This is a genomic window from Verrucosispora sp. WMMD573 (assembly GCF_027497175.1).
GTDB lineage: Bacteria > Actinomycetota > Actinomycetes > Mycobacteriales > Micromonosporaceae > Micromonospora.
In genome coordinates, this window is the sequence record NZ_CP114901.1 from 4,903,039 (window position 1) to 4,928,859 (window position 25,821).

Genomic DNA, 25,821 nt, shown 5'->3' on the forward strand with positions numbered 1-25,821 from the left:
TCGCTCCATGCCGCCGGGCGGCGGGTCTGACCTGCTGATCCGCGCGCTCATGCCGTCCGTCCTTCGTCAAGTGCTCCGGCGCACTCGCCGCGCAGGCCCGGCACGATCCGCGCGCCGCCCAGCGGCACCAGGTCCACCCGGCGACTCACCCCCGGCTCGAATCGCACCGAGGTGCCGGCCGGTACGGCGAGGCGCTGCCCCCAGGCGGCGTCCCGGTCGAAGTCCAGCGCCGGGTTGGCCTCGGCGAAGTGGTAGTGCGAGCCGACCTGCACCGGCCGGTCACCGGTGTTGACCACCAGCAGTGTGGTCACCGGCCGCCCGGCGTTGATCTCCACCGGTCCGTCGGCCGGCAGGATCTCCCCGGGGATCACGGGATCGGGTGGTGCACCGTCACCAGCTTGGTGCCGTCCGGGAACGTCGCCTCCACCTGCACCTCCCTCAGCAACTCGGGGATGCCGTCCTGCACGTCGTCGCGGCTGAGCACGGTGCGCCCGGCGGCCATCAGGTCCACCACGGACTGCCCGTCGCGTGCCCCTTCGAGCAGGAAGGCGGTGATCACCGCGACGGCTTCCGGATAGTTCAGGCGCAGGCCGCGCTCGCGGCGACGCCGGGCGACGTCCGCCGCCACGTGGACGAGCAGGCGGTCCTGCTCGTGGGGGGTGAGATACACGGGTGGCTCCCGGTGGATGTCCGCGCTCCCGTCGACCGCCGGCCCGGCGCCTCGACGCGCCGCCGCACGGGTCGGGGTTCGCCCGCCGACTCGACCGTCACGCGCGTCGGACCCGGGAGTTCCACCCTCCCGGCCCACGTGACGGACCACCGGCGGTGTCATCGGATGCGGACCGCACCGCCCACCGCTGACCAGACCGTAAGGGATCACCCACTCCCCCGGCAACACCCCCACCCGCCGTACGCACCAACCCCGCCGCGTTGATCATGAGGTTAGCGGCAGTCAGGGAGATCGAACTCGCCGCCAACCTCATGGTCAACTCGGCGGGGTGTGAGGGGGCCGGCGTGAGGGGGGTCATAGGGGGTGGACGGTGGGTGGGCGGGCGGGGGCTGATAGCGTCGGCGGCAGGTCATGAGTGCCAGCGCGAAGCCCCGGCTCGCTGGCCGGCAACCCTCCACCGCGCAGGGGTGCCCCGGGTGAGGACCAGGCATCGGAGCGATCTTCGGTGCAAGCGTGGCCTGGGTTCCCAGGTCATCACGACCTTGAGGAGCACCATGTCGTACCGCGATCGTTCGGTGGCCCGCCCGGGCCTGACCCGGCGTCGGCACGTCGACATGATGCGGGTGTGCAGCGCCGCGTGTAGCTGACCGCGTCGCTCCCCGTCACCGATCCCGCACGGGTCGGCTGACCCTCTGCCATCGATCCCATCCCAGCGGTCCGCCCGGCGGCGGACCGTCGGTGCGGCACGTCCGTGCCCGCCGCAGCTCAACCAGGAGACACCTGTGCGATTCCCTCCCGCCCTGACCCGCGCCGCCGCCGTCGGTGTCGCCGCGATCCTCGCCGCCGCCACCCTCACCGCCTGCGGCTCCGACACCGCCGGCAACGCGGCCGACAACCCGTACAACCTGGCGCAGCCAGGTGTGCTGCGGGCCGGCACGCTCACCGACGCCCCACCAAACGTGTACCTGAAGGACGGCAGGTTCACCGGCTTCGACAACGACCTGCTGGTCGCCGCCGCCGACAGGCTCGGCCTGACGGTGGAGTTCGTCGGCACCGACTTCTCCGCCCTGCTCGCCCAGGTCGGCAACCGCAGGTTCGACGTCGGCAGTTCCTCGATCACCATCACCGAGGCACGGAAGAAGACCGTGGACTTCGGCAACGGGTACGACTTCGGCTACTTCGGGCTCGACGTGCCCGCCGGTTCGACGCTGACCAGCTTCGACGAGTTGCCCGGCAAGCGGGTGGTGGTCGTGCAGGGGACCGTCCAGGACGACTACGCCACCGGGAAGGGTCTGGACCCGGTGCGGGTGCCCGACTACAACGGCGCGATCAACCAGCTCAAGGCCGGTACGGCGGACGCGTGGATCGCCCCCGCCGAGATCGGTGAGAAGACCGCCGCAGACAGCGGCGGCAAGATCACCGTGGCTGCGAAGGAACTCAGCCCGGCGCCAACCGCGTACGCCTTCGCCAAGGGCAACGACGCGCTGCGCGAGGCACTGAACAAGGCCCTCGACGAGGTGATCGCCGACGGCACCTGGACCCGGTTGCAGGAGCAGTACTACCCGGGCCGGCCGATCCCGGCCGACTTCACCCCGGGCAGCGGCGACGTGGTGGCACCCTCCGCATCGGTCGGCGCGGCGGCACCGTCGGCGTCGGCCGCTTCCTGACGCTAGGACCACGAGCGAGCAGGGCGGAGGTTGACCGTGGATCCGTTGCGCACCCTGTGGGAGACGTTCTTCGACTGGGAGTCGATGCGCGAGGCGCTACCCGAGATGCTCACCGTCGGGTTGCCGAACACGCTGATCCTGGCGGTCACCGCCGCCCTGCTCGGCTCGGCGCTGGGCATCGTGCTGGCGGTGGCGGGCATCTCGCGTACCCGTTGGCTGCGGTGGCCGGCGCGGGTGTACACCGACATTTTCCGGGGCCTACCGGCGGCGGCGACGATCCTGCTGATCGGGGTCGGGCTGGCCCCGCTGGGGTTGCAGGTGTGGGGGCCGAATCCGTACCCGCTGGGCATCCTGGCGCTGTCGCTGATCGCCTCGGCGTACCTCGGGGAGATCTTCCGCGCGGGCATCCAGTCGGTGGAGGCCACCCAGTTGGAGGCGGCCCGCGCGCTGGGTTTCTCCTGGCGGGAGGCGATGCGGCGGGTGGTCATCCCGCAGGGCGTCCGACGGATCCTGCCGGCCTGGGTGAACCAGCTCATCGCGCTGATCAAGGACTCCAGCCTGGTCTACTTCCTCGGCCTGCTGGCCAGCCAGCGCGAGCTGTTCCGCATCGGTCAGGACTACGCCGCGAACACCGGCAACCAGTCGGCGCTGCTGCTGGCCGGGCTGTGCTACCTCGTGCTGACCGTGCCGCTGACGCACGTCGTCAACTGGATCGACCGGCGGCTGCGACACGGCCGGCCGGCGGCCGGGCCGACCGACGACCCCGACGACCTGGACCTGGCGCTGCCCGGCGCCGCCGGAGGCAACCAACGATGAACACCTCGGTCAGTCTCAGCCTGCGCGACGTGCACCTGGCCTTCGGCAACCATCGGGTGCTACGCGGGGTGGACCTGGACGTGGCGCGCGGCGGCACCGCCTGCGTGATCGGCCCGTCCGGGTCGGGAAAGTCCACCCTGCTGCGCACCGTCAACCGGCTCCTCGAACCGGACCGGGGCGACGTGCTGCTGGACGGCCGCAGCGTGCTGCGCGACGACCCGGACGCGCTGCGGCAGCGGATCGGCATGGTGTTCCAGCAGTTCAACCTCTTCCCGCACATGAGCGTGCTACGCAACGTCACCCTGCCGCTGCGCCGTATCCGCCGGCTCGGCGAGGACGAGGCGGTCACCCGGGCCCGGGCCGAACTCGACCGGGTCGGCCTGGCCGCGAAGGCCGACGCCCGGCCGGCGCAGTTGTCCGGCGGGCAGCAGCAGCGGGTGGCCATCGCCCGGGCACTCGCCATGCGGCCGCAGGTGATGCTCTTCGACGAGGCCACCTCGGCGCTCGACCCGGAACTGGTCAAGGGGGTGCTGGCGCTGATGGCGGAGCTGTCCGCCCAGGGCATGACCATGGTGGTGGTGACCCACGAGATGGGCTTCGCCCGCCAGGTCGCCGACACCGTCGCCTTCATGGACGCCGGGATGGTGCTGGAGGCCGGCGAGCCGGCCGCCGTCTTCGAGTCGCCCCAGCACCCACGACTACGCCGCTTCCTGTCCCAGGTGCTGTGAGACCGACGCGAGCGCGTCGAACATCACCCTCCGGTACACGCTTCCATGCACCTTGCGTTGCAGTGACGCGCCGTCCGGTCGCCACGGCAGGCTCCGCAACCTCGGCTTCTAACGCCCGGTATAGGCTGTCGCTCGAATCTGCAACATCCAACTTAAGCGGGAGGTCTACGTTGAGCGACCGGGTCATCGACAACCCGATCATCAACTCACCGTACGGCCGGCCCACCCGCCACTTCGCCTTCGACCGGGACGGCATCACCGACCGGATCGAGGAGGAGCGGCGGCCGTCGAGCTTCTTCATCCCGGTGCCGCGACCTCGCAAGCGTGGGCAGCAGCTTGAGCTGCAGGTCTTCACCGAAGACGACATCAAGCCCAACAAGCAGGTCAATGATGTCCGGGAACGCGTCGACGCGTGGCGGGAGGCGGGCTGGCCCAACGTCACACCGGTGACCCGCCGCCTGCTGGAGTACTGGAACGATCCGGAGCGGGACAACAAGATCCTGTTCTGCCAGCGCGAGGCGGTCGAAACGGCGATCTTCCTCGCCGAGGGTGCGACCAAGTGGCAGGGCAGTTGGATCAACAACGACCTGGACGCGCACAACACCGAGCACAACAACGGTCTGCCACGAGTCGCCCTCAAGATGGCGACCGGCACCGGCAAGACAGTCGTTATGGCCATGTTGATCGCGTGGCAGACGATCAACAAGGTCCACGCGCGGTACGACAAGACGTTCGCCAAGCGCTTCCTGGTGGTGACTCCCGGCCTCACCATCCGTGACCGGCTGCGGGTCCTGTTGCCGGAAGATCCGGGCAACTACTACCGCGAGCGCGATCTGGTGCCGGCCGAGTTCACCGATGACCTCGGCCAGGCAAAGATCGTCATCACCAACTTCCACGCCTTCCAACTCCGCGAAACCCGCTTCGGCCGCAACGCGACCGGAAACACCAAGGCTTTGGTGGCACCCGGTCGACCTGACCCGTTCCGGGAAACCCCGGCCCAGATGGTCAGCCGGGTACTACGCGAGCTTGGCGGCTCGTCGGAGATCGTCGTCTTCAACGACGAGGCACATCACTGTTACCGGGGACGTGCCGGTGAGCCGGAACCGGACGCCGACACCGTCGAGAATCTGCGCGGCGACGAGCGCAAAGAGGCCGCCGACCGGGCCGAGGACGCTCGGATCTGGTTCAGCGGCCTGGAAGCGGTCCGGGCGAAGGTCGGCATCAAGAGGGTGTACGACCTGTCCGCGACGCCCTTTTTCCTGGCCGGATCCGGCTACCGGGAGGGCACCCTCTTCCCCTGGGTGGTCAGCGACTTCTCGCTGATCGACGCCATCGAGGCCGGCATCGTCAAGATCCCCCGGGTGCCGGTCGACGACGACCGGGTCGCCAACCGCGTGACCTACCTGAACCTCTGGCAGGAGATCCGGGATTCGTTACCCAAGGGTGGACGCCGGTCCAACCAGGACTTCACCGCAGCGGATCTGCCCGGCGCGCTGACCGCCGCCCTGCACAGCCTCTACGGCTCCTACGTGTCAGCGTTCGAGGCTTGGGAGAAGTCAGAGGCTGCTGCGCACGGGCAACCGCCGCCCGTGTTCATCGTCGTCTGTAGCAACACGACGATCTCGAAGGCCGTCTACGAGTGGATCGGCGGCTACGACCGTGAGCAGGCCGGTCATCTGTTGCCGACCGCCGGACAGCTACCCCTGTTCAGCAACGTGGCGGACGGGCGGTGGCTGCACCGGCAGCGAACGATTCTCGTCGACGCAGCGGAGTTCGAGTCCGGCAGCCTGTCACCGGAGTTCCGCCGCACGGCGGCCCGCGAGATCGCCGAGTTCAAACAGGAGTACGCGGACCGCTTCCCAGGCCGTAGCGCGGACGACATCGGCGACGCGGAACTGATGCGCGAAGTGATGAACACCGTCGGCAAACCGGGAAAGCTCGGCGAACCGGTGCGGTGTGTCGTCAGCGTCTCCATGCTGACGGAGGGCTGGGACGCCAACACGGTCACCCACATTCTCGGCGTACGAGCCTTCGGCACCCAGTTGCTGTGCGAGCAGGTGGTCGGCCGGGGCCTGCGGCGACGCTCGTACGTCGCCGACGAGGACGGCATGTTCACCCCTGAGTACGCGGATGTCTACGGGGTTCCGTTCCAGTTCATCCCCACGGTGGCCGTGTCCCGTGAGTTGCCGATGAAGCCGGTTCGCAACGTGCGGGCCGAGCCGGACCGCGACGCGGCGAAGCTAGAGATCACCTTTCCGCGGGTGGTCGGGTACCACCTGGAGATACCCGACGCGCCGCTGGTCGGCGACTTCTCGGATCCCGACCTGAAGATGATCCTGTCTCGGCAGGATCTGCCGACAAAGACCATGGTGGCGGGACAGGTCGGCGAGGAGGACGTGCACGACCTTGAACGGTTGAAGGGCCTGCGTGGGCAGTTCGTGGCCTACCGGCTGGCCAGTGAGGTACTCACCCGCAAGCTGCGCACCGGGGACGGTGACCTGCGGCCGTGGTATTTCCCGCAGGTGCTGGAGATCGCTCAGGAGTGGCTCCGTCGCTGCGTCGACATCCGGGACGATCAGGCGATCGGTCTGATCCTGCTTCGGGAGGCCGAGGCGGTGGAGAAGATCTGGCAGTCGATCGCATGGCAGCGTCGTCGGCGGGAACGCTGGGTGCTGCCCGTGCTGCGGACGACCGATCCGATCGGCACCACGTCCAGCGTCGACTTCCGGACGACCAGGGAGGTCTGGCCAACGGATCCGCGACGGTGCCAGGTCAACCTCGTGACGCTCGACGGCAAGGATGGCAACGCCTGGGAGCGGGCGGTCGCCCAGGCGATCGAGTCGCTGCCGGAGGACCAGGTCGCCGCGTACGTCCGCAACGACCACCTCGACTTCTTCATCCCGTACGAGCACGCCGGGCGGAGCCGGCGGTTCTACCCGGACTTCCTGGTCAAGTTGGCCGATGCCGGCGATGGGATAGCCCGCACCCTGATCGTCGAGGTGTCCGGCGGTCGCAAGTCACAGTCCGAGGCTGCGCAGAAGGCGTGGGCCGCCCGCAATCTCTGGGTGCAGGCGGTCAACAACAACGGCCGGTTCGGGCGCTGGAGCTTTTGCGAGCTTCGTGATCCGACGACCGCAAAACGAGACCTTCGACCCGCCATAGATGCGCTGTTCGCCCTGCAAGGCGCGGCGGCGATCACCGATGCCGTATCCGCCGAGGAGGAGCTGGTCTGATGCCCCCGAGGAGTCGCAAGCCCGCCGTCAGCACCGTGCCGGTGCAGGCGATCGCGCACCCGACGGAACGGCGAGTGCACATCCCGACGGCGGACGGCCAGGAATTCGTCTCGCCCGACGCCGCCCGGATCGAGCAGGTCAAGAAGGAGCGCGACCCGAGCCTGGACCCGCAGCTCGTCTGGATCGGCAAGGAGGACCAGGACGCCGAAGACCTGGTGGTCGAGGCTCCACCGATCTACATCCAGGAGAAAATCGCCCCACGCACCCTGGTTGAGGAGTTGCGCAGGGCAAGCGAGGAGTCCCGCCCTCGTGACAACGAGCAGCTCGGCCTCTTCGCCGACGACTACGCCGACTTCGACGGACTGGACGACTGGCAGTCGGTCGAGTACTACCAACACGAGGCCAACTGGTCCAACCGCATGATCCTCGGCGACTCGCTGCGCGTCATGGCGTCACTCGCCGAGAAGGAACGACTGCGCGGCAAGGTCCAGATGATCTACATCGACCCGCCGTACGGCATCAAGTTCGGCTCCAACTGGCAGATGTCAGCACGCAAGCGTGACGTCAAGGACGGCAACCTCGCCGATGTCACCCGCGAGGTCGAGCAGATCAAGGCGTTCCGGGACACCTGGGAGCTGGGCATCAACTCCTACCTGGCGTACCTGCGCGACCGGCTGATCATCGCCCGCGACCTACTCACCGAGTCCGGCAGCATCTTCGTCCAGATCGGTGACGAAAACGTCCACCTCGTCCGCTGCCTCCTCGATGAGATCTTCGGCCCCGAAAACTTCATCTCCTTGATAACCTTCAAGAAGACGAGTGGCGCTACAACCGATTTCCTAGGTGGCATTAACGACTACATAATCTGGTATGGTCGCCACCGAGAGAGCACCAGATACCGGCAGATGTACAAACCGAAGGCTAAAGTCGACGACAACGGCCAGTACTCATGGGTGGAGAAAGACGGTCACTTCCGGCGAGCACAAAAGGGCGATGAACATCTGCCACGCCTCCGCCACAGTCCACTAACCAGCCAGAGCATCGGTAGGGCAAAAGGCGATGGTGCCGCCTCGTGGTTTGAAATTGAGATTGAGGGAAAGGTGTTCACCCCCGGCAAGCAGCGCTGGAAGACGAACGAACAGGGAATGTCTCGCCTCCGTGCTGCAAATCGGCTGATTGCCATCGGAAAGACCCTGGAGTACGTCCGCTATCTTGCCGACTTCCCCGTCAGTCCACATACAAATCTTTGGGACGACACAGTGACCTCGGGCTTCGGCGACCCCAAGGTCTACGTCGTTCAGACCAACACCAAAGTTGTAGAGCGGTGTATGTTGATGTGCACCGATCCCGGGGATCTGGTCCTGGACCCGACCTGTGGATCGGGTACCACGGCGTACGTGGCTGAGCAGTGGGGGCGGCGGTGGATCACAATCGACACCTCGCGGGTGGCAATTACGCTAGCCCGCCAGCGGCTGGTCGGTGCCAAGTACCCTGCCTACCTACTCGCTGACTCTATTGAAGGCCGGGCTAAAGAGCGCGAGCTGTCCGGCAGCGAGGTGGCCCCTACACCGCCCGGTAACGACATCCGCAAGGGTTTCGTCTACGAGCGTGTCCCGCACGTGACGCTCAAGTCGATCGCCAACAACCCGGATATCAAGGAAGGCATGAGCCGCAAGGAGATCGACGCGGCGATCGCTCGTCATGCCGAGACCGAGTTGCTTTACGACCGGCCCTACGAGGACAAGAAGCGTATCCGCGTCGCCGGTAGATTCACCGTAGAGAGCCTGTCGCCGCATCGGCCGGCAAGCTTCTCGGTCGGCGAGGAGCAGGCCAACGGGACTGATGTCAACGCCTACGTCAAGACGATCCTGGACAACCTCGCCAAGGCAGGGGTACAGAACGGTTGGCGCAACGAGCGGCTGGAGTTCGCCTCGCTGAATCCGTACCCCGGCAAGTTCGTCCACGCGGAAGCCGCGCGACGCAACGACGACGAGGGCACGTCGGCTCGGATCGCGGTGAGCGTCGGCCCTCAGTACGGCACAGTGGACGCCGACTGGGTCAAGGACGCGGCCCGGGAGGCACTCAAAGGCGTCGGTTTCGACCTGCTGCTCGTATGCGCGTTCGGCTTCGACGGGCGGGCCAGCGACGCTGCCGGTGAGTTCGCTCCAGAAGGCAACGACTTCGCCACCGTCGCGGAGCAGCGGCAGCTCGGTCGCCTTCCGATCCTGTTGGTCCGGATGAACGCGGACCTGGCGATGGGCGACACGCTGCTCAAGAAGACCGGAACGGCCAACCTGTTCACGGTCTTCGGCGAGCCGGACATTGCCATCGATCCGGCGCCGGATGGGCTCGTGGTCGAGATCCGCGGTGTAGACGTCTACAACCCGACCACTGGTGAGCTGCGGCCGGACAACGGCGTCGGCGACATCGCCCTGTGGATGATCGACACCGACTACAACGAGGAAGAGTTCTTCGTCCGCCACATCTACTTCGCCGGCAAGGAGGGCAAGCCGGACGGGCTGGACCCTTACTCCCGACTGCGCAAGGTGCTCCGTGCACAGATCGACGAGTCGGCCTGGGAGAGCCTCTACGGCCACCGTTCTCGCCCGTTCCCCCGGCCGGAGTCAGGGAAGATCGCCGTGAAGGTGGTCAACCACTACGGCGACGAGGTGGTCAAGGTCTACGAGGTCTGAGCCGGCGAGTACCCGTACTGGGCCAACCGGTCTTGGGCAATGTCCAGTTCCTCGTCGGTGAACAGCCCCGCGAACCGGTCTTGCAGCACGACGGCCTCCACGGAGAGGTCGAGCCGACCCTTCTCCCAGAGGGCGGTGAAGCCGCTGGAAACCGAGCCCGCCCGGATCAACCTTCGGGCTGCCTCCAGACCACCAGCTTCCTGCACCATCTGTAAGAAGTAGGCGGCGTTGTAGCCCGCCTCCTTCTTGGCCTTCCGGTACACATCCAGCATGGCGCTGTGGAAGTCCGCAGCGGACTTCGGGCCGGGCTCAGCAGGGGACTGCCGTTGTGACGCAGCACGGCTTCGCCGCTGTTTCGAGACGGTATGTGACTCCGGGGGTGTCATTGCCGGTGCCCGATGTGCGGGGTTCCTGGTCAGGGCGATGTGGTCGGCCAGACCCGTGCCGAGATGCTGCGGGCGGGGCAGGCCGCTGGCCAGCAGCGCCCGGGTCAGCGCGGGATAGATGTCGCCGAGTGTCAGCAGCGGCCCACCGCCAGGGATGCCCTGCCGCAACGCCATCAGCAACTCGCCGCTGAATGCGGTGAAGCGTGCGCCGACCGGCGCGACAGCGGTTTCATGGGCAGGCGCGGACGTCAGCGTGTAGGTGCCCCGGATGTCGAGTGCGCCGCGGACCATCGAGGCGGTGTCCGACATTGCTTCCGCAGCCCGGCCCGAGAAGCAGCAATCGAGGATCAGTACCCGGTTCTGGGCGGGACTCTCGGCCAACGCGGATCGGAACCAGTCCAGCGGAACCCCTGAGTAGCGGACGCGTCGTGGGTCCGGGTTGGTGTCGCCAACCGCCAGGAACAGGTCACCGCGTTGGCTCAGTACTCCGTGGCCGCTGTAGTACAACACGAGGGTGTCTAACGCCTCGTCGGCGACGGCATGGATGGCGTCGCCTACCTGTTGCGCCGTGGGATCGGTCAAAACTCGACAGTTCGTCTCATCAAACCCACCGAACTCCGAATCGGTGAGCACGTCGGCCAACGCCTGCACATTGTTGACCACGGCAGGAAGGGCATGCAGACCCGGGTAGCTGAACTGTGACGCCCCGATGAGCAGTGCCCGCGATGCCTGTCGCTCCGGTAGCCGAGCGTTCATGGCACCACCCGGCCGGGGGCCAGCAGGGCATACAGATCTTTAACGGACTCCGCGTTGTTGGCCTCGACCTCCACCCTCCGGACGGTCTCGCCCGTGTCGCTCTCGACGAACTCCACGCTGATGCGTGCCCTTCGTGTCTGCAACCAGGTGGAGAGCGCGCCGGCCAGTACGGCGCCTGCACCACCACTGCCGAGCGCTACGGAAAGGATCTCCATAGCACTGCCCATGTCCTCCGGACCCGTTTGGCGGGGCACCGTCCTGACCCTCCCCCGGAAGTCATCGGTGCGTTGAAGCCAGTCGGCCAGGGAATACAAATCGCTGGGATTCCCATCGAGGAGCGACATGTTGATCAGCGCCATAAGGCCATTATCCATAAGGGAGGAACGAGCAGTTGCTCAAGGTGCCGGCGCGTCGTCCCCCACGGCGCACCCAAACCGAATGTGTAAGGAATTCATGTGAAGATACGTTGGGCGTACCCGTCGGCAGCGTCGAACCCTCGGCTGTCCGCCAGATGGTCGTCCCTAGTACTGTCCGTGACATTAAATCCGTCGACCCGGTTCGGGTTCCGTTCCCGGCTGACGAACTGGGAGCACCATCGTGTCGCACGTCGATCCGCGCTTCGGTGTGCTACTCCGCACCCTGCGCACACGCCAAGGTCTCTCGCTACGTGCGCTCGGTCAGCTCGCGCATCGAGGCAAGAGCCACCTGCATGACCTGGAAACCGGCACGAAGGCTCCCACGCCTGAGACGGCCCGTCACCTCGATGAGGTGCTGCGCGCAGGCGGGTCACTCGCCTGTCTGGTTCACCAGCCCGTCGACCACGACGCTGAGGCCGGCGAACTGCTGGCCCGGGCGCGGGCAAGCGATGTGAGCGCCGAGACGCTCGCCCGGATCGAGGCGGGTGTGGACGATCTGGCAAGCGCGTATGCGACCACGCGGCCGGTGGATCTTCTGCCGAGGGTGCGGAGGCAACTGGCTTATGTAGGGCGGCTGCTGGAGGGTCGCGGGACGTTGGCGCAACGGCGACGGCTCGTGGTCGCCGGTGGTTGGTTGTCAGTCTTGCGGGCAACAGTGCATATTGATCTTTTGCAGCGGTCTGCGGCCGGCGCGCACCTGAGGACCGCCATGGCGTTCGCGGAGGATGGTGAGGATCCAGAGGTCCAGGCATGGTGCCTGGAGACGCAGGCGTGGGATCGACTGACCCGAGGCGACTACCGGCGGGCCATCAGTCTCGCGCAGCAGGCTCAGCGAGCGGCTCCCAGGGGTAGCTCGGCGCACATTCAGGCGACCGCTCAGGAGGCACGGGTGTGGGCGCGGCTGTCCGACCTACGACGGACGCGTGATGCGCTGGATCGGCTGGATCGCTTGACGGCAAACCTGTCCGTGCCGGAGCGAGCCGAGCACCACTACCGGTACGACCCGACGAAGGCGTTGGCATATACGGCGACGACGCTAGCGTGGGCGGGCGATCCGGCGGCTGAGCAGATCGCTCGGACCGCTCTGGCGGAGTTGGATCCGCACGGCGACGGTGGAGAGCGGCCACGGCGCTCTGCGTCGGCGCGTCTGGATCTCGCCATGGCGCTGCTGGCCGCCGACCAGCCGGACGAGGCAAGCGTGATCGCCGCCGACGCGGTCCGGTCGGGGCGGGTGGTGTCGTCGAACTGGTGGCGGGCGCGGGAGGTGCTTCGGCGGGTCGAACTGACCGGTACAGCGGAGGCGGCGGCGTTCCGCGAGGTATACAAGGCGTACCGGCCCACCCGTTAGCGGACAGCACGCGCTACCAGCGGACAGCCGTTATCTTTCCGTCACCATCCAGTCACCACATGCTGTGATCGGTGGCGGGAGCACTGCAAACAGTCCTCAGGTAGGTCGTAGATCGCGAACCCGCCCGTAGCCGGTGCGGTGGTAACGATTCTCGGTCTGATCGAGCCGTCGCACCCCTACCAGCGGAGGTGGGGATGAGCGGTATGGACAACGCCGGTACGCCAAGTAGGGGCGAGCGGATCGAGGCGGGCGAGCGGGAAGCGGCGCGGCGGCGGGTGCTCGCGCAGGCCGAGGCGGAACGGATACCGGTCGAGGAGACGACCCGTACGGTGCCGGATCGGCGGTGGCGGCGTGGGTGACGGGTTGCCGATCGGTCGGCGGGTTGCGTACTGGCGGGGGCGGCGACGGATGTCGCAGCAGGTGTTCGCCGACCGGCTGGGCAAGTCGAAGAGCTGGGTCGACAAGGTCGAGCGGGGTGCCCGGTCGCTGGACAAGGTATCCACGATCGCGGAGATCGCCGCTGTGCTGCGGGTCGATCAGTCGGTGCTGTTGGGCCACGAGGTCAGTCCCGTCGCCGACAGCGAGCGGACCGGCGGGGTGGAGCGTATCCGGGCGGCACTGTCGGCGTACGACATCGCGGTGGGCCGACGGGTGCCGGCCCGCGACGTATCGGCGGCAGCTCAGGTGACGCGCGGCGTGGCTTACGCCTGGACCAGCTACCAGCACGCGCAGTATCCCCAGTTGACCGAACTGCTGCCCGAGCTGATCAGCGGAGCGCAGGGCGCTTACGCCCGCGAGCCGGCGTCGGGGCGCGTGCCACTGGTGGAGGCGTACCGGATCGGCGCGGCACTGCTGACGAAGCTCGGTGAGACCGAGTTGGCCTGGTTGGCCGCCGACCGGGCGATGACGCTGGCCACCGGCGATGCTGTGCTGGTCGCCATGGCGGCGGTGCAGCTCGGCGAGGTGCTGCGTGCCACCGGGCGGGCGCGATCGGCGGTGTCGACCGTGCGGACCGCCGCGTACCGGATCGCCCCGCCGGACCTCGACGGCGGCTCGTCGGCGCAGTTGTCCCTGTGCGGAACGCTGCTCGTGCAGGGCGCGTTGGCGGCGGCCGGCGACGGCGACGAGCGCGCCGCCGCCGACCTGCTCGACGAGGCCGCCGACCTGGCCGACGGGGTAGGCGACGGTCATGACCACCATCGCACCGCCTTCGGGCCCACCGCCGTCACCGCAGCGCGGACCGTGGCGGCACTGGAGTTGGGCGACGCGGGTGAGGCGGTGGCCTGGCATCAGAGGACGGTCCAACGCGACGGTTGGCGGTGGCTACCCGTCGAGCATCGCGCCGCCCACCTGATCGACGCCGCCCGCGCGCACCTGCATGCCCACGATCCCACCAGCGCGGCTCGGACCCTGCTGCAAGCCCAGAGCATCGCACCCGCTGAGGTACGGCACCGGCCCGCCGCCCGCGATCTGCTCGCCGAGGTGCTCCGGAGCCGACACGCCCCGACGACGATCGTCCAGCTCGCCGCCGCCCTCAAGGTGCCGGCAACATGACCGCACCGCTGCTGTCCCTGGCCCAGATTCTCGACTGCAAGTGATCAAGTCGTATCGGTCCGAATCAGGTGGGGGTGTCGCGGCGGCGGAAGGTGGTGAGGCCGAGCGTCAGCAGGGCGGCGGCTACGGCGGTGAGGACCACCAGGGGCAGGACGGTTACGTCGACGGCGGGCACCGACGGCACGTGGGTGTACGGGGAGAGGTTCAGCGCCGCCTGCGGCAGGTCCAGCGCGGCACCCAGCTGGCCGAGCAGCAGGAACACGATGAGCACCGCCCAGCTCGACGCGACCGACCAGCGCGGCAGCGCGCCGAACAGGGCGGTCACCACCCCGGCGACGACCAGTAGGGCGGGCAACCACAGCAGCGCCGCACCGGTCAGCTCGACGGTCCAGCCGACCGGGTCACCGACCGCCAGCCCGTACCCGAGGCCGGTGGTGGCGCCGGCCAGCAGCATCAGCGCCAGCGCACCGAGCACGGCTCCGGCCACCTGCGTGCCCAACCACCGGTAGCGGCTGACGGCGGTGGCGAGCAGCGGTTCGAGGATGCCGTCGGACTCGTCACCGCGTACCCGCAGCAGGGCCTGCACCACGTACGCCCCGATGGTCAGGGCGAACAGCCCGAGCATCGCGGCCAGGAAGGCGTCGACCAGGGCGGCACCACCACCGAGTTGGGCGATCGCCTCGGCAGCGGCCGGGTTGTCGGCGATCATGTCGTCGACCTCGTTGCCGGCCAGGCCCATGGCGAGGCCGAGCACCGCCACCGCGACCGCCCAACCGGTCAACGCGCCACGGTGCAGCCGCCAGGTCAGTCCGGCCGGGCTGAGCAGGCCGGCGGTGGCCCGGGCCGGCCCTCGGCGCGCGGCGAGCAGGCCGGCACCGAGGTCACGCCGCTCGGCGAGCGCGTACGCCCCGGCGACCCCGGCGACCAGCAGGGCGACCGGCAGCGCGAGAACCCACCACCGCTCGTCGTCGAAGGCACGGATCTGGGTGCCCCAGCCCAGGGGCGACAACCAGGTCGGCCAGGCGCTGTCCAGGCGTACCCCGTCGGCGGCGGGCTGACCGAGCACGTCACCGGTGGCCCGCAGCAGGAACGCCACCCCGACCGTGGCCGAGGCGAGGGCGTTGGCGCCCCGGGAGGTCACCGAGAGCTGGGCGGTGACGCCGGCCACGCCGGTGAAGGCGAGGCCGACCCCGACGATCGCGGCGGCGGCGGCCACCGAGCCGGCGGCCGGCAGCCCGGCACCGACGAAGGCGAGCGCCAGCAGCACACCGGCCAGCACGTTGGCGCCGACCACGACGACCAGGGCCGCGGTGAGCAGCGCGTACCGGCCGACGGCGGCGGCACCGAGCAGTTCCGCGCGGCCGGTCTCCTCGTTCTGCCGGGTGTGCCGGACCACGGCGAAGGTGCTCAGCAGCGCGGCGAGCACGGCCAGGGTGAGGTACGTCTCGGTGACCACCACGGCACCGAGATCGGTGCTGGCCACCGGGCCGTTGAAGGCGCGGGCGACGACACTGGTGTTGGCCACCTCGGCGTACCCGATGCGGTTCTGCTCGTCGGGGTAGATGCTGGCCACGCTCTCGGCGAGGGCGTAGCCGATCAGCGGGCTGCCCAGCGTCCAGATGGCCAGGCGGACCCGGTCGCGGCGCAGGGCCAGCCGGGTGAGCCGGCCGGTGCCGCTGAAGGCGCTCATCGGGCACCTCCGGCGGTCGCCTGCCGGTCACCGTCGATGGCCTCGCCGTAGTGCCGCAGGAACAGTTCCTCCAGGGTGGGCGGTGTGCTGGTAAGCGCGCGGACCTCGAAGCGGACCAGGTGGGCCAGGAGCGCGTCGAGGTGTTCCGGCTCGACCTCCAGCCGGACGCGACCGTCGACGGGGCGGACCTCGTGCACGCCGGGCAGCTCGGTCAGGCCGGTCACCGGGCGTCCGGTCTCGACGGTGACCGTGGTGCGCGCCAGGTGGCGCAGCTCGGACAGGGTGCCGGACTCGACGATCCGGCCCTCCCGGATGATGCTGACCCGGTCGCAGAGCGCCTCGACCTCGGCCAGCACGTGACTGGAGAGCAGGACGCTGGCACCGGCCTGGGTGAGCTGGCGAACCTCCTCCTGGAACACCGCCTCCATCAGCGGGTCCAGGCCGGAGGTGGGCTCGTCCAGCACGTACAGTTCGACGTCGGAGGCGAAGGCGGCGACGATGGCGACCTTCTGCCGGTTGCCCTTCGAGTAGGTGCGGCACTTCTTCGTCGGGTCCAGATCGAAGCGTTGCAGCAGCTCGTCGCGGCGACGCGGGTCCAGCCCGCCGCGCAACGCACCGAACAGGTCGATCGCCTCCCCGCCGGAGAGGTTGGGCCAGAGGTTGACGTCGCCCGGCACGTACGCCAACCGCCGGTGCAGCGCGACCGCGTCGCGCCACGGGTCGCCGTCCAGGATGCGGACCTGCCCCGAGTCGCGGCGCAGCAGGCCGAGCAGGATCCGGATGGTGGTGGACTTGCCCGATCCGTTGGGTCCCAGGAATCCGTGCACCTCCCCCGGTTCCACCGTCAGGTCGAGCCCGTCGAGCGCGCGTACGCCGCCGAAGGTCTTGACGAGGTTCTCGATGGAGATCACGGACATGGACGCCTCCCGTCGTTACCAGTGTCTGCCACTGACCGATGGTAAGTGATGCACGCACCACCACCATCCGGCGGTCAGGAGCGACTACGCTGAGGGCCATGACCAGCGAGGAGACCGACGGCACCCGCAGTCGGATCCTGCGCGCCGCATTGGACCTCTTCGCCGAGCAGGGCTACCAACGCACCTCGCTGCGGCAGATCGCCGAACGGTTGCGGCTGACCAAGGCCGCGATTCTCTACCACTTCCCCAGCAAGGCGCACCTGCTCGCCGCACTCGCCGAGCCGCTGGTCCGCGATCTGGAGGCGCTGCTGGACACCGCCGGGGCCCTGCCCAGCCGGCAGGCGAGGTGGGCGCTGCTGGAGGGCTGGGTGGACACCATGCTCGCCCACCGCGGCCCGCTCGGCATGCTCTTCCACGATCTCGCGCTCGTCGACCGGGGCAGCACCTACCACCGGCTGGTGCAGATCGCCATGCGGGCCAACGAGATCGTCGCCGGACCGGACGCCGAACGCCGGGACCGGGTCCGGGCGATCCAGGCCATCGCCATGTGCAGTGATCCGGTGGTTTTCATGATCGACGTGCCCGCGTCGGTCCTGCGCGGAGACATGCTCGACGGCGCCTGCCGGCTACTGGGCGAGACGCCCGCTGAGGTGGTGGTGACCGACCGGACCGGGCCGGTGACCGGCGCACCCACCGGCACCGTCGCGGCGACGCCCGACCGGGTGGGGAGGCGACGGCCGGGACGACCCCGGTCGATGAGTCCGGACCAGGTGCGGGCGGCCCGCCGGATGCATGGGACGGGCACCCACTCGGCCGACGAGATCGCCGCCGAGTTCGGCGTCTCGCGCGCGACCGTCTACCGCCACCTCGAAGCGGACCAGGATAGCGAGACGGTTACAAGATAGTTTTGAGACAGCGCCGGCAGGTCACCGCACCAGGCCGATCCCGGCGTACGTGCGCCCGTGCGCTGGAAACTCCTCGTTGGTGTGCGGGGCGTAGATCCAGGTACGCAGCGAGTCGGCCGTCGTGTCGATCTCCACCAGCCGCACCGGGTTGGTACTGCGCGAGTGGAACGTCTGGAGGAAGGAGTAGATCCGGTTGCCGTGCACCCCGGTGTCCACCCGGGACGCCGCCGTGCCGGTGTGCCCGGAGAAGACGAACCGGATGTTCGGGTAGCGCCGCACGAGATTGTCGAAGACGTACTGCGGACTTGTCGAACCGTAGCCGGCCGACTGACCGATCGAGGCGTCGCTCTCCAGGTGGTGATGGGTGACGACCACGACGTTGTGCCGGGGATGGGCCGCCACGACCGCCTTCGCCCAGTCCACGGCCGCCCGGCGCGGCCACAGCTCCAGGCTCAGCACCAGCCACCGCACCCCGCCGGCGGTGTAGGTGGCGTAGGCGTTGTCCACCTTGCCCGCCTCGAACTGGCCACCCACCGCGCCGAACCGCCCGGCGGTGAAGTACCTGTTGAACACCGTCGTGTCGCGCAGCAACTGTCCGGCGGGAGTGCGCAGCTCCCCGTCCGGGCCGGCGGCCTGGGTGTCGTGGTTGCCGACGGCGAGGGTGTACGGCAGGCCGGCCGTCTCCAGCGGACGCAGCGCGGCGCGGGCCCGTTCGTACTGCGCGTGGTCGGGGGTGTCGTAGTTGACCACGTCGCCGGAGTGCGTGACGAACCGCAGGTCGAGGGTGGTGCGCTGGGCGACCAGCCAGTCGACGCGCTGACGCAGTCGGGTGTCGCGGGCGCTCAGCACCTCCTCCTGCGTGTCCGGCACCACGGCGAAGGTGAAGCGCGGGTCGACCGCCGGTGGCGACTGCGTCCGCACGTACGCCAGGTGTGCGTTGCGGTCGCACGCGCCGGTGTAGCGGTCGTTGACCAGCTCGATCCGAACGTCGTGCGTCCCGTCCGGCAGTTCGGCACCGATCGGATAGCTGCCGTAGTCGGTGGCGCTGGTCACGGTGACCTCGCCGATCGGCGCGCCGGCCACCCTGACCCGCAGGGTCGGCCAGCCGTCGCAGTGATCGCCGATCGCCCCGACGACCAGCCGGCCGGCACCTCGCACCGCAATGCTGGCGTGGCTGGCGTTGTGCCACAGCGTGGCGTGGGTGCCCGACGGCGGCCGGGGCGTGCCCGTCGCCGGTTGGATCGAGCCGTTGACCACGGTGAACGGTGACGCCGCGTGCGCCGCGCCAGCCAGTACGCCGGCCGACAGGACGACCACGACCGCCATGATCGCGCGCGTGATCCGCATGGATGCCCTCCCTGTGCCCACCTCCGGCAGCTGCCGGACATCGGGATGCTAAGGCAGACTCACCGGACATTCCGCGACCGCGACATAGACACGCAGTAACGTTTACGTCGACGTAACGTGATCAGCTGCGTGATGGGTGCGGTCAACCGACGTCGACCCAGTCGAGGGTGCGCTGCACCGCCTTCCGCCAGCGGGCGTAGCCGGCCGCGCGCTGCTCGGGCGACCAGGACGGCTGCCAACGCCGGCTCTCGTTCCAGTTCTCCCGCAGTTCCTCGGTGTTCCGCCAGAATCCGACGGCCAGCCCGGCGGCGTAGGCCGCGCCAAGGGCGGTGGTCTCGGCGACCACCGGCCGGCTGACCGGCACGCCGAGAATGTCCGCCTGTAGCTGCATGCACAGGTCGTTGACGGTGACGCCGCCGTCGACCTTGAGGCGCTCCAACGGTACGCCCGAGTCCCGCGCCATGGCCTCGGCCACGTCGCGGCTCTGGTAGCAGATGGCTTCCAGCGTCGCCCGGGCGATGTGCGCGTCGGTGTTGTAGCGGGACAGGCCGACGATCGCGCCCCGGGCGTCGGATCGCCAGTACGGGGCGAACAGGCCGGAGAAGGCCGGTACGAAGTAGACCCCGCCGTTGTCGTCGACCTGGCGGGCGAGGTCCTCGCTCTGCGCCGCACTGCTGATGATCTTCAGCTGGTCGCGGAGCCACTGCACGGCCGAACCGGTGACGGCGATGGAACCTTCGAGCGCGTAGACCGGCGGCTGGCCGGCGAACTGGTAGCACACGGTGGTGAGCAGCCCGGCCTCGGAGCGGACGATCTCCGGCCCGGTGTTCAACAGCATGAAGTTGCCCGTACCGTAGGTGTTCTTCGCCTCGCCCGGGGCGAAGCAGACCTGCCCGACCGTGGCCGCCTGCTGGTCGCCCAGATCGCCGGTGATCGGCACCGAGCCGGCGAAGGGGCCGTTGGGCAGGGTGACGCCGTAGGCGTCCGGATCGGACGACGGCACGACCCGGGGCAGCATGGCGCGGGGAATGCCGAAGATGGACAGCAGTTCGTCGTCCCAGTCCAGGGTCTCCAGGTTCATCAGCATGGTCCGGCTGGCGTTTGTGGGGTCGGTGACGTGGGCGCCGCCGTCCGGGCCACCGGTGAGGTGCCAGAGCAGCCAGGTGTCGGTGTTGCCGAAGATCGCCTCACCGCGTTCGGCGGCCGACCGCACCCCGTCGACGTGCTCCAGAATCCACTGGATCTTGCCGCCGGAGAAGTAGGTCGCCGGCGGTAGACCGGCCTTGCGCCGGATGATCTCGCCACGCCCGTCGCGCTCCAACGCCGCGGCGATCCGGTCGGTCCGGGTGTCCTGCCAGACGATGGCGTTGTAGTACGGCCGGCCGGTGCGCCGGTTCCACACCACGGTCGTCTCCCGTTGGTTGGTGACACCGAGGGCCACCAGGTCGCCCGCCGCCAGGCTGTGTGTGTTCAGCGCCGTACGCACGACCGTCTGGGTGCGTTCCCAGATCTCCAGTGGGTTGTGCTCGACCCAGCCGGCACGCGGCAGGATCTGCTGGTGTTCGAGCTGGTGGCGGCCGACCTCGTTGCCACCGTGGTCGAAGATCATGAACCGGGTGCTGGTGGTGCCCTGGTCCACGGCGCCGACGAAGTCAGCCATGCGGTTCTCCTTGTCCTGGTCCTCGCTGCGGTACGGCCTCGGGGGTAGATCCTTCCCGATGTCCGCGCCGCTGACCACGAACGGCTGCACGGACGCCGGGTGCGGCGGGCCGGGCGGGCGGACCGGCACCGGATGGGTAGGTCGGCGGATGCCCGGTACCGTTCGGCAGACCACCACTGGGTCGCCGCCGGCGGCGACCGGGACCAGGAGCGCAGCATGCGGCTAGACCTACGCGACCGGACCATCCTGATCACCGGAGCGGCGCGGGGTATCGGCGCCCAACTGGCCCGAGCCGCCGCGGCACGGGGTGCCCGGGTCGCCGTGGTCGGCCTGGAACCGGTGCTGTTGCGGCAGGTCGCCGCCGAGGTGGGCGGGCACTGGTACGAGTGCGACGTCACCGACCAGGCTGGCCTCGACGATGCCGTCGCCTCGACCGTGCAACGCTACGGCGGCATCGACGTGGTGGTGGCCAACGCCGGCATCGCCAACATCGGCACCGTGTCCACCGGCCCGGTTGACGCCCTGGCACGCACCATCGAGGTCAACCTGACCGGCGTGGTACGCACAGTCAGCGCGGCGCTGCCACACGTACGCGCCGCCCGCGGCCACGTCCTGATCGTCTCGTCGGCGGCGGCCTTCGCCGCAATGCCTGGAATGGCCGCGTACTGTGCGTCGAAGGCCGGGGTTGAGCAGTTCGGCAACGTGCTGCGGCTGGAGAACCGCCGGCAGGGACTGACCGTGGGCACCGCACACCCGATCTGGATCGACACCGACCTGGTGCGTGACTTCCGCGACGACCTCGCTTCGTTCCACGCCGCCCAGCGCAAGCTGCCCTGGCCGCTGAACACCGTGGTCAGTGTCGAACGGTGCGCCGAGGCACTGCTACGTGGCGTCGAAGGCCGTCGACGCAAGGTCTACGTGCCACGGTCCATCGCTCTGGTCCAGGCGCTGCGTCCGGTGCTGCTCAGCGGGTTCGCCGACCGGCTGATCGACCGGTTCGGCGGCGCCGAGCTGGCCGAGCGGCTGGAGGCGGAGGTACACCGCCTCGGCCGGTCCTTCGGTCGGACGTCGGTGGAGGGTGGCCAGTAGCGTCCGGATGGTTGCCCCTCGGCAAAGGTCGCGGATGCTCGCGGACGACGTAATCTGCCTGCATGAACTACCTCGGCCCGCCGGACGCCCGGGACTCCCGCGACCCGGCCCCTGGCGACGGCGAGGCGACCCCACTGCTGTCCCAGTCGTTCACCGCACAGACCGTGACGGCGCTGCGGCACCTGCTCACCGCCCGGGTGGCCGCCGCCGGTCTCACCGGCGACGTGGCCGAGGATCTCGTCCTGGCCGTGCACGAACTGGTCACCAACGCCGTGCTGCACGGCGGGGGCCGGGGGCGGCTGGACCTGTTCCGGCGGGCCGACCTGCTCGTCTGCGAGGTCACCGATCACGGCCATGAGCGCGGCGGAGACCTGCCGGTGAACCTGCCGGCGACGAACACCCCGGGTGGCCGGGGTCTCTGGCTCGCCCATCACCTGACCGGGGCGTTGACGCTGACCCGCCGGTCCGACGGGCTGACCGCGACTGTCACCGCCAGCCTGCGCGACCAGCCCGAGGTGGCCACGGACCGGCCGCCGTACCCGTGAGACGTGCGGCGGCCGGTCCACCCGGACCTACCTGAAGGATGGCCGGCCCGCGCAGACCAGCACCAAGGCGGACCAAAGCCGTTAAGGTGACGGTGGCGGAGGAGTTCGACCGGCGCTTCGCCGCCGGCTCGGGCCGCCCTGGCACCAGCCCTCGTCGGCCGGCAACGCCCCGCAGGAGGTGCCGGGATGTCGGAGGCGGTGCGCGACTTCTTCGACGGCCTCGCCGAAGGTGGGGGGCGGATGCTTCGGCAGGTCTGCGGCACCGTGCGCTTCGATCTACGCTACCCCGACCGGGTCGACCACTGGCTGGTCAACATCGACCAGGGCCGGATCACGGTGTCACGCGACGACGCATCGCATGCGGACACGGTGATCTACACCGACACAGGACTCTTCCTGCGGATGGCTCGCGGCGAGGTCAAACCCCTGCCGGCGTGGCTGCGCAACGACTTCACCGCCGACGGTGAGTTCCGTCTCGTCATCATGCTCGAACGGCTGTTCGCGCCACCGCCCGACGCCCATCACCCCCGCGAGGTGGCCGCCCGCCGGCATCCCCGCCCCCTGGCCGAACACCAGCAGCCGGCACCGGGTGAGGCGGCGTCCCCGGCCGGTGACGGGGAACCGCAGTGAGGAAACTGGTCCGCATCCTCGACGGCAACATCTTCGCGTTGAGCGCGGACAACGGCGACATGGTCTTCAGCCCCACGAACCCGAGTGGTTTCTTCGCCTTCGACACCCGCTTCCTGTCCACCTGGCAGCTGCGTCTCGACGGGGAGCCGCTGCACCCGCTCGCCGTGCACGATCCGAGCTACTACAAGATCCGGTTCTTCCTGGTCCCCGGCCACCCGACCCACTACGTCGACGCGAAGGTCTCGGTGATCCGCGACCGGTGGGTTGCCGACAGCTCCTTCGTCGAGCACCTCATGGTGCTCAACCACACCAACAGCCCCGTCGACTACGTGCTGCGCATCGACGTGGACAGCGACTTCGCGCCGGTCTATAACGTGATCTGGCCGCATGGGTCGGCGCTGCGTGGCTACCGCGAGGTGTCGGCGGACGGCCTGCGGCTCGGTTACCGACGGGACAAGTTCCACCGCGTCACCGACGTCTCGACGAGCGAACCGGCGGAGTTCGACGAGCGCGGGCTGACCTTCCGGATCCGGGTCGACCGGCAGGGCCGGTGGAGCACGACCCTGCGGGTGCAAGGACTGGTGCTGCGTCCGGACGGGACAGACGTGCGGGCACGGCTGCTGCACCCGAACGGCTACGCGGGCACCGAGTTGCGCCAGGACCTCAGCGAGTGGGTTGCCGAAGCCCCCCAGTTGTACTGCGACTGGAAGGCGTTGTGCACCACCTACCGGCGCGGGCTGGACGACCTGGCCGGCCTGCGTTTCTCCCCGCTGGCGTTGCCGCACGAGACCATGCTCGCCGCCGGGCTGCCCTGGTCGGCCACCATCATTGGCCGGGACAACCTGCTCACCTGCTACCAGACCCTGCCGTTCGTGCCCCGCATGGCGGCGACCACCCTGCGCCTGCTCGCCATCGACCAGGGCACGGTGCTCGACGACTTCCGGGACGAGGAACCCGGCAAGATCCTCAACGAGTTCCGGTACGGGGAGATGGCCGCCTTCGAACATCGTCCCCAGTCCCCGTACTTCGGCGGAGCTGACGTGACTCCCCTGTTCATCGTGCTGCTCGACGAGTACGAGCGCTGGACCGGCGACGCCGCGCTGGTGCGGGAACTGGAGGACGCCGCCCGCGCGGCCTTGCACTGGATCGACGAGTACGGCGACCTGCGCGGCGACGGCTACCTCTGGTACCAGCCACGCAACGACGAGAGCGGGGCGCAGAACCACTGCTGGAAGGACTCGCCGGAGGCGATCTGCTACCGCGACGGCCGGCTGCCAGGGCTGCCCCGCGCCACCTGCGAGTTGCAGGGGTACGCGTACGACGCCAAGCGGCGCGGGGCCCGGCTGGCTCGCGAGTTCTGGGGCGACCCGATGTACGCCGACCGTCTGGAACGGCAGGCAGAGCAGCTCAAGCGACGGTTCAACCGGGACTTCTGGATCGACGGGGGCGAGTACTTCGCGCTGGCGCTCGGCCCCGACGGTGACCAGGTGGACGCGCTGGCGTCGAACATGGGGCACCTGTTGTGGAGCGGCATCGTGGACTCCTCCCGGGCCGCCGCGGTCGCCGATCACCTGCTCGGGCCCCGGCTCTTCTCCGGCTGGGGGGTGCGGACGCTGGCCACCGGGCAGGCCAGCTACAACCCACTCGGCTACCACGTCGGTACGGTGTGGCCGTTCGACAACTCGCTGATCGCCTGCGGACTGCGCCACTACGGGTTCGTCGAGGAGGCAGGGGTGATCGCGGAGTCCGTCATCGAGGCGTCCCAGCACTTCGCCGGGCGGATGCCGGAGGCCTTCGCCGGCTACGACCGTGAGCTGACCCGCTTTCCGGTGCCGTACCCGGCTGCGAACAGCCCCCAGGCCTCCGCCACCGGGGCCACCCTTCTGCTGCTGCGCACCCTGCTCGGCCTGGAGCCCTATGGTGACCATCTGGTGGTGCATCCGGAGATCCCGCCGCGCTTCGGCCGGATCGAGCTGCTGAACATTCCCGGGCGCTGGGGTCGTAAGGACGCGATCGGCAACGCCCGGGCCGACGGTCTACCAGCAGCGCGCGGTGACACGAGGTGAGCCGGTCCGCCGGCCGAGCCGTCCGGGCCGCCACCGAACGGGTCGATTGCGCTGTCCAGGCCCTCCGGACGGCGGTGGGGCGTCCGCCCGGGGCGCCGCCGTCGGCGGCGCCCGGCCACACGCCGAGTAACGTGCTGCGGCATGACTGGCGTGGCGTACTCGCACTGTTCGTACTGCGGCGTGGCCTACCCGCCGCCGGTCGGCTGGCCCCGGCTCTGCGCGAGCTGTGGTCAGCAGGTCTGGCGTAACCCGCTGCCGGTGGCGGTGGCCGTACAGCCGGTGCTGACCGCCACCGGTCTCGGTGTGGTCGTCGTCCGGCGGGACATCGAACCCGCCCGAGGGCTGCTCGCGCTGCCCGGCGGGTTCGTCGAGTACGGCGAACGGTGGGAGGACGCCTTGGTCCGCGAGCTGCGCGAGGAGACCGGGCTGCGGGCCGAGGCGGCCGGTGCCAGGCTGGTCACCGTGCAGAGCGCGCCGGCCGGCGGCACCATGCTGATCTTCGGAGAGCTGCCGGTACGCCGAGCCGAGGATCTTCCGCCGTCGGCGCCGACCGCCGAGGCCACCGAGTGGCTGGTGCTGATCGAGCCCACCGAACTGGCCTTCTCCACCCACACCCAGGTGCTCGCCCAGTTCCTCGCCCGCCGGTCGACCTGACCCGCCGGCCGCCGGGAGCAGGCGTGGCTGGCGGCCATCCGGGTAGACGGG

22 protein-coding genes and 1 riboswitch are annotated in these 25,821 nt (G+C 69.3%); of the genes, 14 read left to right on the plus strand and 8 right to left on the minus strand.

Annotation, left to right across the window (positions count from 1 at the left end):
• Positions 1-47: 47 nt before the first annotated feature.
• The gene (locus O7601_RS22415; protein WP_281563056.1) at positions 48-371 is read right to left on the minus strand and encodes an urease subunit beta; all 324 of its coding nucleotides are present in this window, start codon (positions 369-371) and stop codon (positions 48-50) included.
• A complete protein-coding gene (locus O7601_RS22420) occupies positions 368-670 on the minus strand; it encodes an urease subunit gamma (protein ID WP_281563057.1) in 303 nt (100 codons plus the stop codon). Before O7601_RS22420 ends, O7601_RS22415 begins: the two co-directional genes overlap by 4 nt.
• A 407-nt stretch (positions 671-1,077) precedes the next feature.
• Positions 1,078-1,190: riboswitch (SAM riboswitch) on the plus strand.
• Positions 1,191-1,452: 262 nt separating this feature from the next.
• Between O7601_RS22420 and O7601_RS22425 the strand changes: the two genes are divergently transcribed.
• The 5 genes from O7601_RS22425 (at position 1,453) to O7601_RS22445 (ending at position 9,807) form a co-directional block, all read left to right on the plus strand.
• The gene (locus tag O7601_RS22425) at positions 1,453-2,337 is read left to right on the plus strand and encodes an ABC transporter substrate-binding protein (protein ID WP_281563058.1); all 885 of its coding nucleotides are present in this window, start codon (positions 1,453-1,455) and stop codon (positions 2,335-2,337) included.
• A 36-nt stretch (positions 2,338-2,373) separates the two neighbouring features.
• Positions 2,374-3,153, plus strand: a complete 780-nt coding sequence (locus tag O7601_RS22430; protein WP_281563059.1) for an amino acid ABC transporter permease — start codon at positions 2,374-2,376, stop codon at positions 3,151-3,153.
• Entirely contained in the window at positions 3,150-3,881 is a 732-nt protein-coding gene (locus O7601_RS22435; protein WP_281563060.1) for an amino acid ABC transporter ATP-binding protein, read from the plus strand. Before O7601_RS22430 ends, O7601_RS22435 begins: the two co-directional genes overlap by 4 nt.
• Before the next feature lie 62 nt (positions 3,882-3,943).
• Positions 3,944-7,114 carry a DEAD/DEAH box helicase family protein gene (locus tag O7601_RS22440; RefSeq protein ID WP_281563061.1) on the plus strand — a complete coding sequence of 1,057 codons (3,171 nt, stop codon included), beginning with the start codon at positions 3,944-3,946 and terminating at the stop codon, positions 7,112-7,114.
• A 41-nt stretch (positions 7,115-7,155) separates the two neighbouring features.
• The gene (locus tag O7601_RS22445; RefSeq protein WP_281563062.1) at positions 7,156-9,807 is read left to right on the plus strand and encodes a site-specific DNA-methyltransferase; all 2,652 of its coding nucleotides are present in this window, start codon (positions 7,156-7,158) and stop codon (positions 9,805-9,807) included.
• Here O7601_RS22445 and O7601_RS22450 read toward each other — a convergent pair.
• Both O7601_RS22450 and O7601_RS22455 read right to left on the minus strand, forming a co-directional pair.
• A complete protein-coding gene (locus O7601_RS22450) occupies positions 9,795-10,949 on the minus strand; it encodes a caspase family protein (RefSeq protein WP_281563063.1) in 1,155 nt (384 codons plus the stop codon). The two genes, O7601_RS22445 and O7601_RS22450, sit on opposite strands and share 13 nt — an antisense overlap.
• Entirely contained in the window at positions 10,946-11,308 is a 363-nt protein-coding gene (locus tag O7601_RS22455; RefSeq protein WP_281563064.1) for a hypothetical protein, read from the minus strand. Before O7601_RS22455 ends, O7601_RS22450 begins: the two co-directional genes overlap by 4 nt.
• A 235-nt stretch (positions 11,309-11,543) precedes the next feature.
• Between O7601_RS22455 and O7601_RS22460 the strand changes: the two genes are divergently transcribed.
• The 3 genes from O7601_RS22460 to O7601_RS22470 all read left to right on the plus strand — a co-directional run bounded on the left by O7601_RS22460 (position 11,544) and on the right by O7601_RS22470 (position 14,267).
• Positions 11,544-12,713: a helix-turn-helix transcriptional regulator gene (locus O7601_RS22460; protein ID WP_281567005.1), complete on the plus strand. Its 1,170-nt coding sequence runs from the start codon at positions 11,544-11,546 to the stop codon at positions 12,711-12,713.
• A gap of 194 nt (positions 12,714-12,907) precedes the next feature.
• Positions 12,908-13,072 carry a hypothetical protein gene (locus O7601_RS22465; RefSeq protein WP_281563065.1) on the plus strand — a complete coding sequence of 55 codons (165 nt, stop codon included), beginning with the start codon at positions 12,908-12,910 and terminating at the stop codon, positions 13,070-13,072.
• A 49-nt stretch (positions 13,073-13,121) separates the two neighbouring features.
• Positions 13,122-14,267, plus strand: coding sequence for a helix-turn-helix domain-containing protein (locus tag O7601_RS22470; RefSeq protein WP_281563066.1), 1,146 nt, complete (start codon positions 13,122-13,124; stop codon positions 14,265-14,267).
• A gap of 64 nt (positions 14,268-14,331) precedes the next feature.
• On the opposite strand, the gene O7601_RS22475 is transcribed toward O7601_RS22470, so the two are convergent.
• Complete coding sequence (locus O7601_RS22475; RefSeq protein ID WP_281563067.1) at positions 14,332-15,957, minus strand: anibiotic ABC transporter; 1,626 nt, start codon at positions 15,955-15,957, stop codon at positions 14,332-14,334.
• Entirely contained in the window at positions 15,954-16,874 is a 921-nt protein-coding gene (locus tag O7601_RS22480) for an ABC transporter ATP-binding protein (RefSeq protein WP_281563068.1), read from the minus strand. Before O7601_RS22480 ends, O7601_RS22475 begins: the two co-directional genes overlap by 4 nt.
• A gap of 98 nt (positions 16,875-16,972) precedes the next feature.
• On the opposite strand from O7601_RS22480, the gene O7601_RS22485 reads away from it, so the two are divergent.
• Positions 16,973-17,779, plus strand: coding sequence for a TetR family transcriptional regulator (locus O7601_RS22485; protein WP_281563069.1), 807 nt, complete (start codon positions 16,973-16,975; stop codon positions 17,777-17,779).
• A 21-nt stretch (positions 17,780-17,800) separates the two neighbouring features.
• On the opposite strand, the gene O7601_RS22490 is transcribed toward O7601_RS22485, so the two are convergent.
• Entirely contained in the window at positions 17,801-19,126 is a 1,326-nt protein-coding gene (locus O7601_RS22490; RefSeq protein WP_281563070.1) for a carbohydrate-binding domain-containing protein, read from the minus strand.
• Between the two features lie 142 nt (positions 19,127-19,268).
• The gene (gene glpK / locus O7601_RS22495; RefSeq protein ID WP_281563071.1) at positions 19,269-20,786 is read right to left on the minus strand and encodes a glycerol kinase GlpK; all 1,518 of its coding nucleotides are present in this window, start codon (positions 20,784-20,786) and stop codon (positions 19,269-19,271) included.
• 216 nt (positions 20,787-21,002) lie between these two features.
• Between glpK and O7601_RS22500 the strand changes: the two genes are divergently transcribed.
• The 5 genes from O7601_RS22500 (at position 21,003) to O7601_RS22520 (ending at position 25,770) form a co-directional block, all read left to right on the plus strand.
• Positions 21,003-21,875 (plus strand): SDR family oxidoreductase, encoded by an 873-nt coding sequence (locus O7601_RS22500; protein ID WP_281563072.1) that lies wholly within the window; start codon positions 21,003-21,005, stop codon positions 21,873-21,875.
• Positions 21,876-21,937: 62 nt separating this feature from the next.
• Complete coding sequence (locus O7601_RS22505) at positions 21,938-22,420, plus strand: ATP-binding protein (RefSeq protein ID WP_281563073.1); 483 nt, start codon at positions 21,938-21,940, stop codon at positions 22,418-22,420.
• Between the two features lie 186 nt (positions 22,421-22,606).
• Positions 22,607-23,050, plus strand: a complete 444-nt coding sequence (locus O7601_RS22510; RefSeq protein WP_281563074.1) for an SCP2 sterol-binding domain-containing protein — start codon at positions 22,607-22,609, stop codon at positions 23,048-23,050.
• Positions 23,047-25,116, plus strand: a complete 2,070-nt coding sequence (locus O7601_RS22515; protein ID WP_281563075.1) for a glycogen debranching N-terminal domain-containing protein — start codon at positions 23,047-23,049, stop codon at positions 25,114-25,116. The genes O7601_RS22510 and O7601_RS22515 overlap by 4 nt, the downstream gene beginning before the upstream one ends.
• A 141-nt stretch (positions 25,117-25,257) precedes the next feature.
• Positions 25,258-25,770, plus strand: a complete 513-nt coding sequence (locus O7601_RS22520) for an NUDIX domain-containing protein (RefSeq protein ID WP_281563076.1) — start codon at positions 25,258-25,260, stop codon at positions 25,768-25,770.
• Positions 25,771-25,821: the final 51 nt, after the last annotated feature.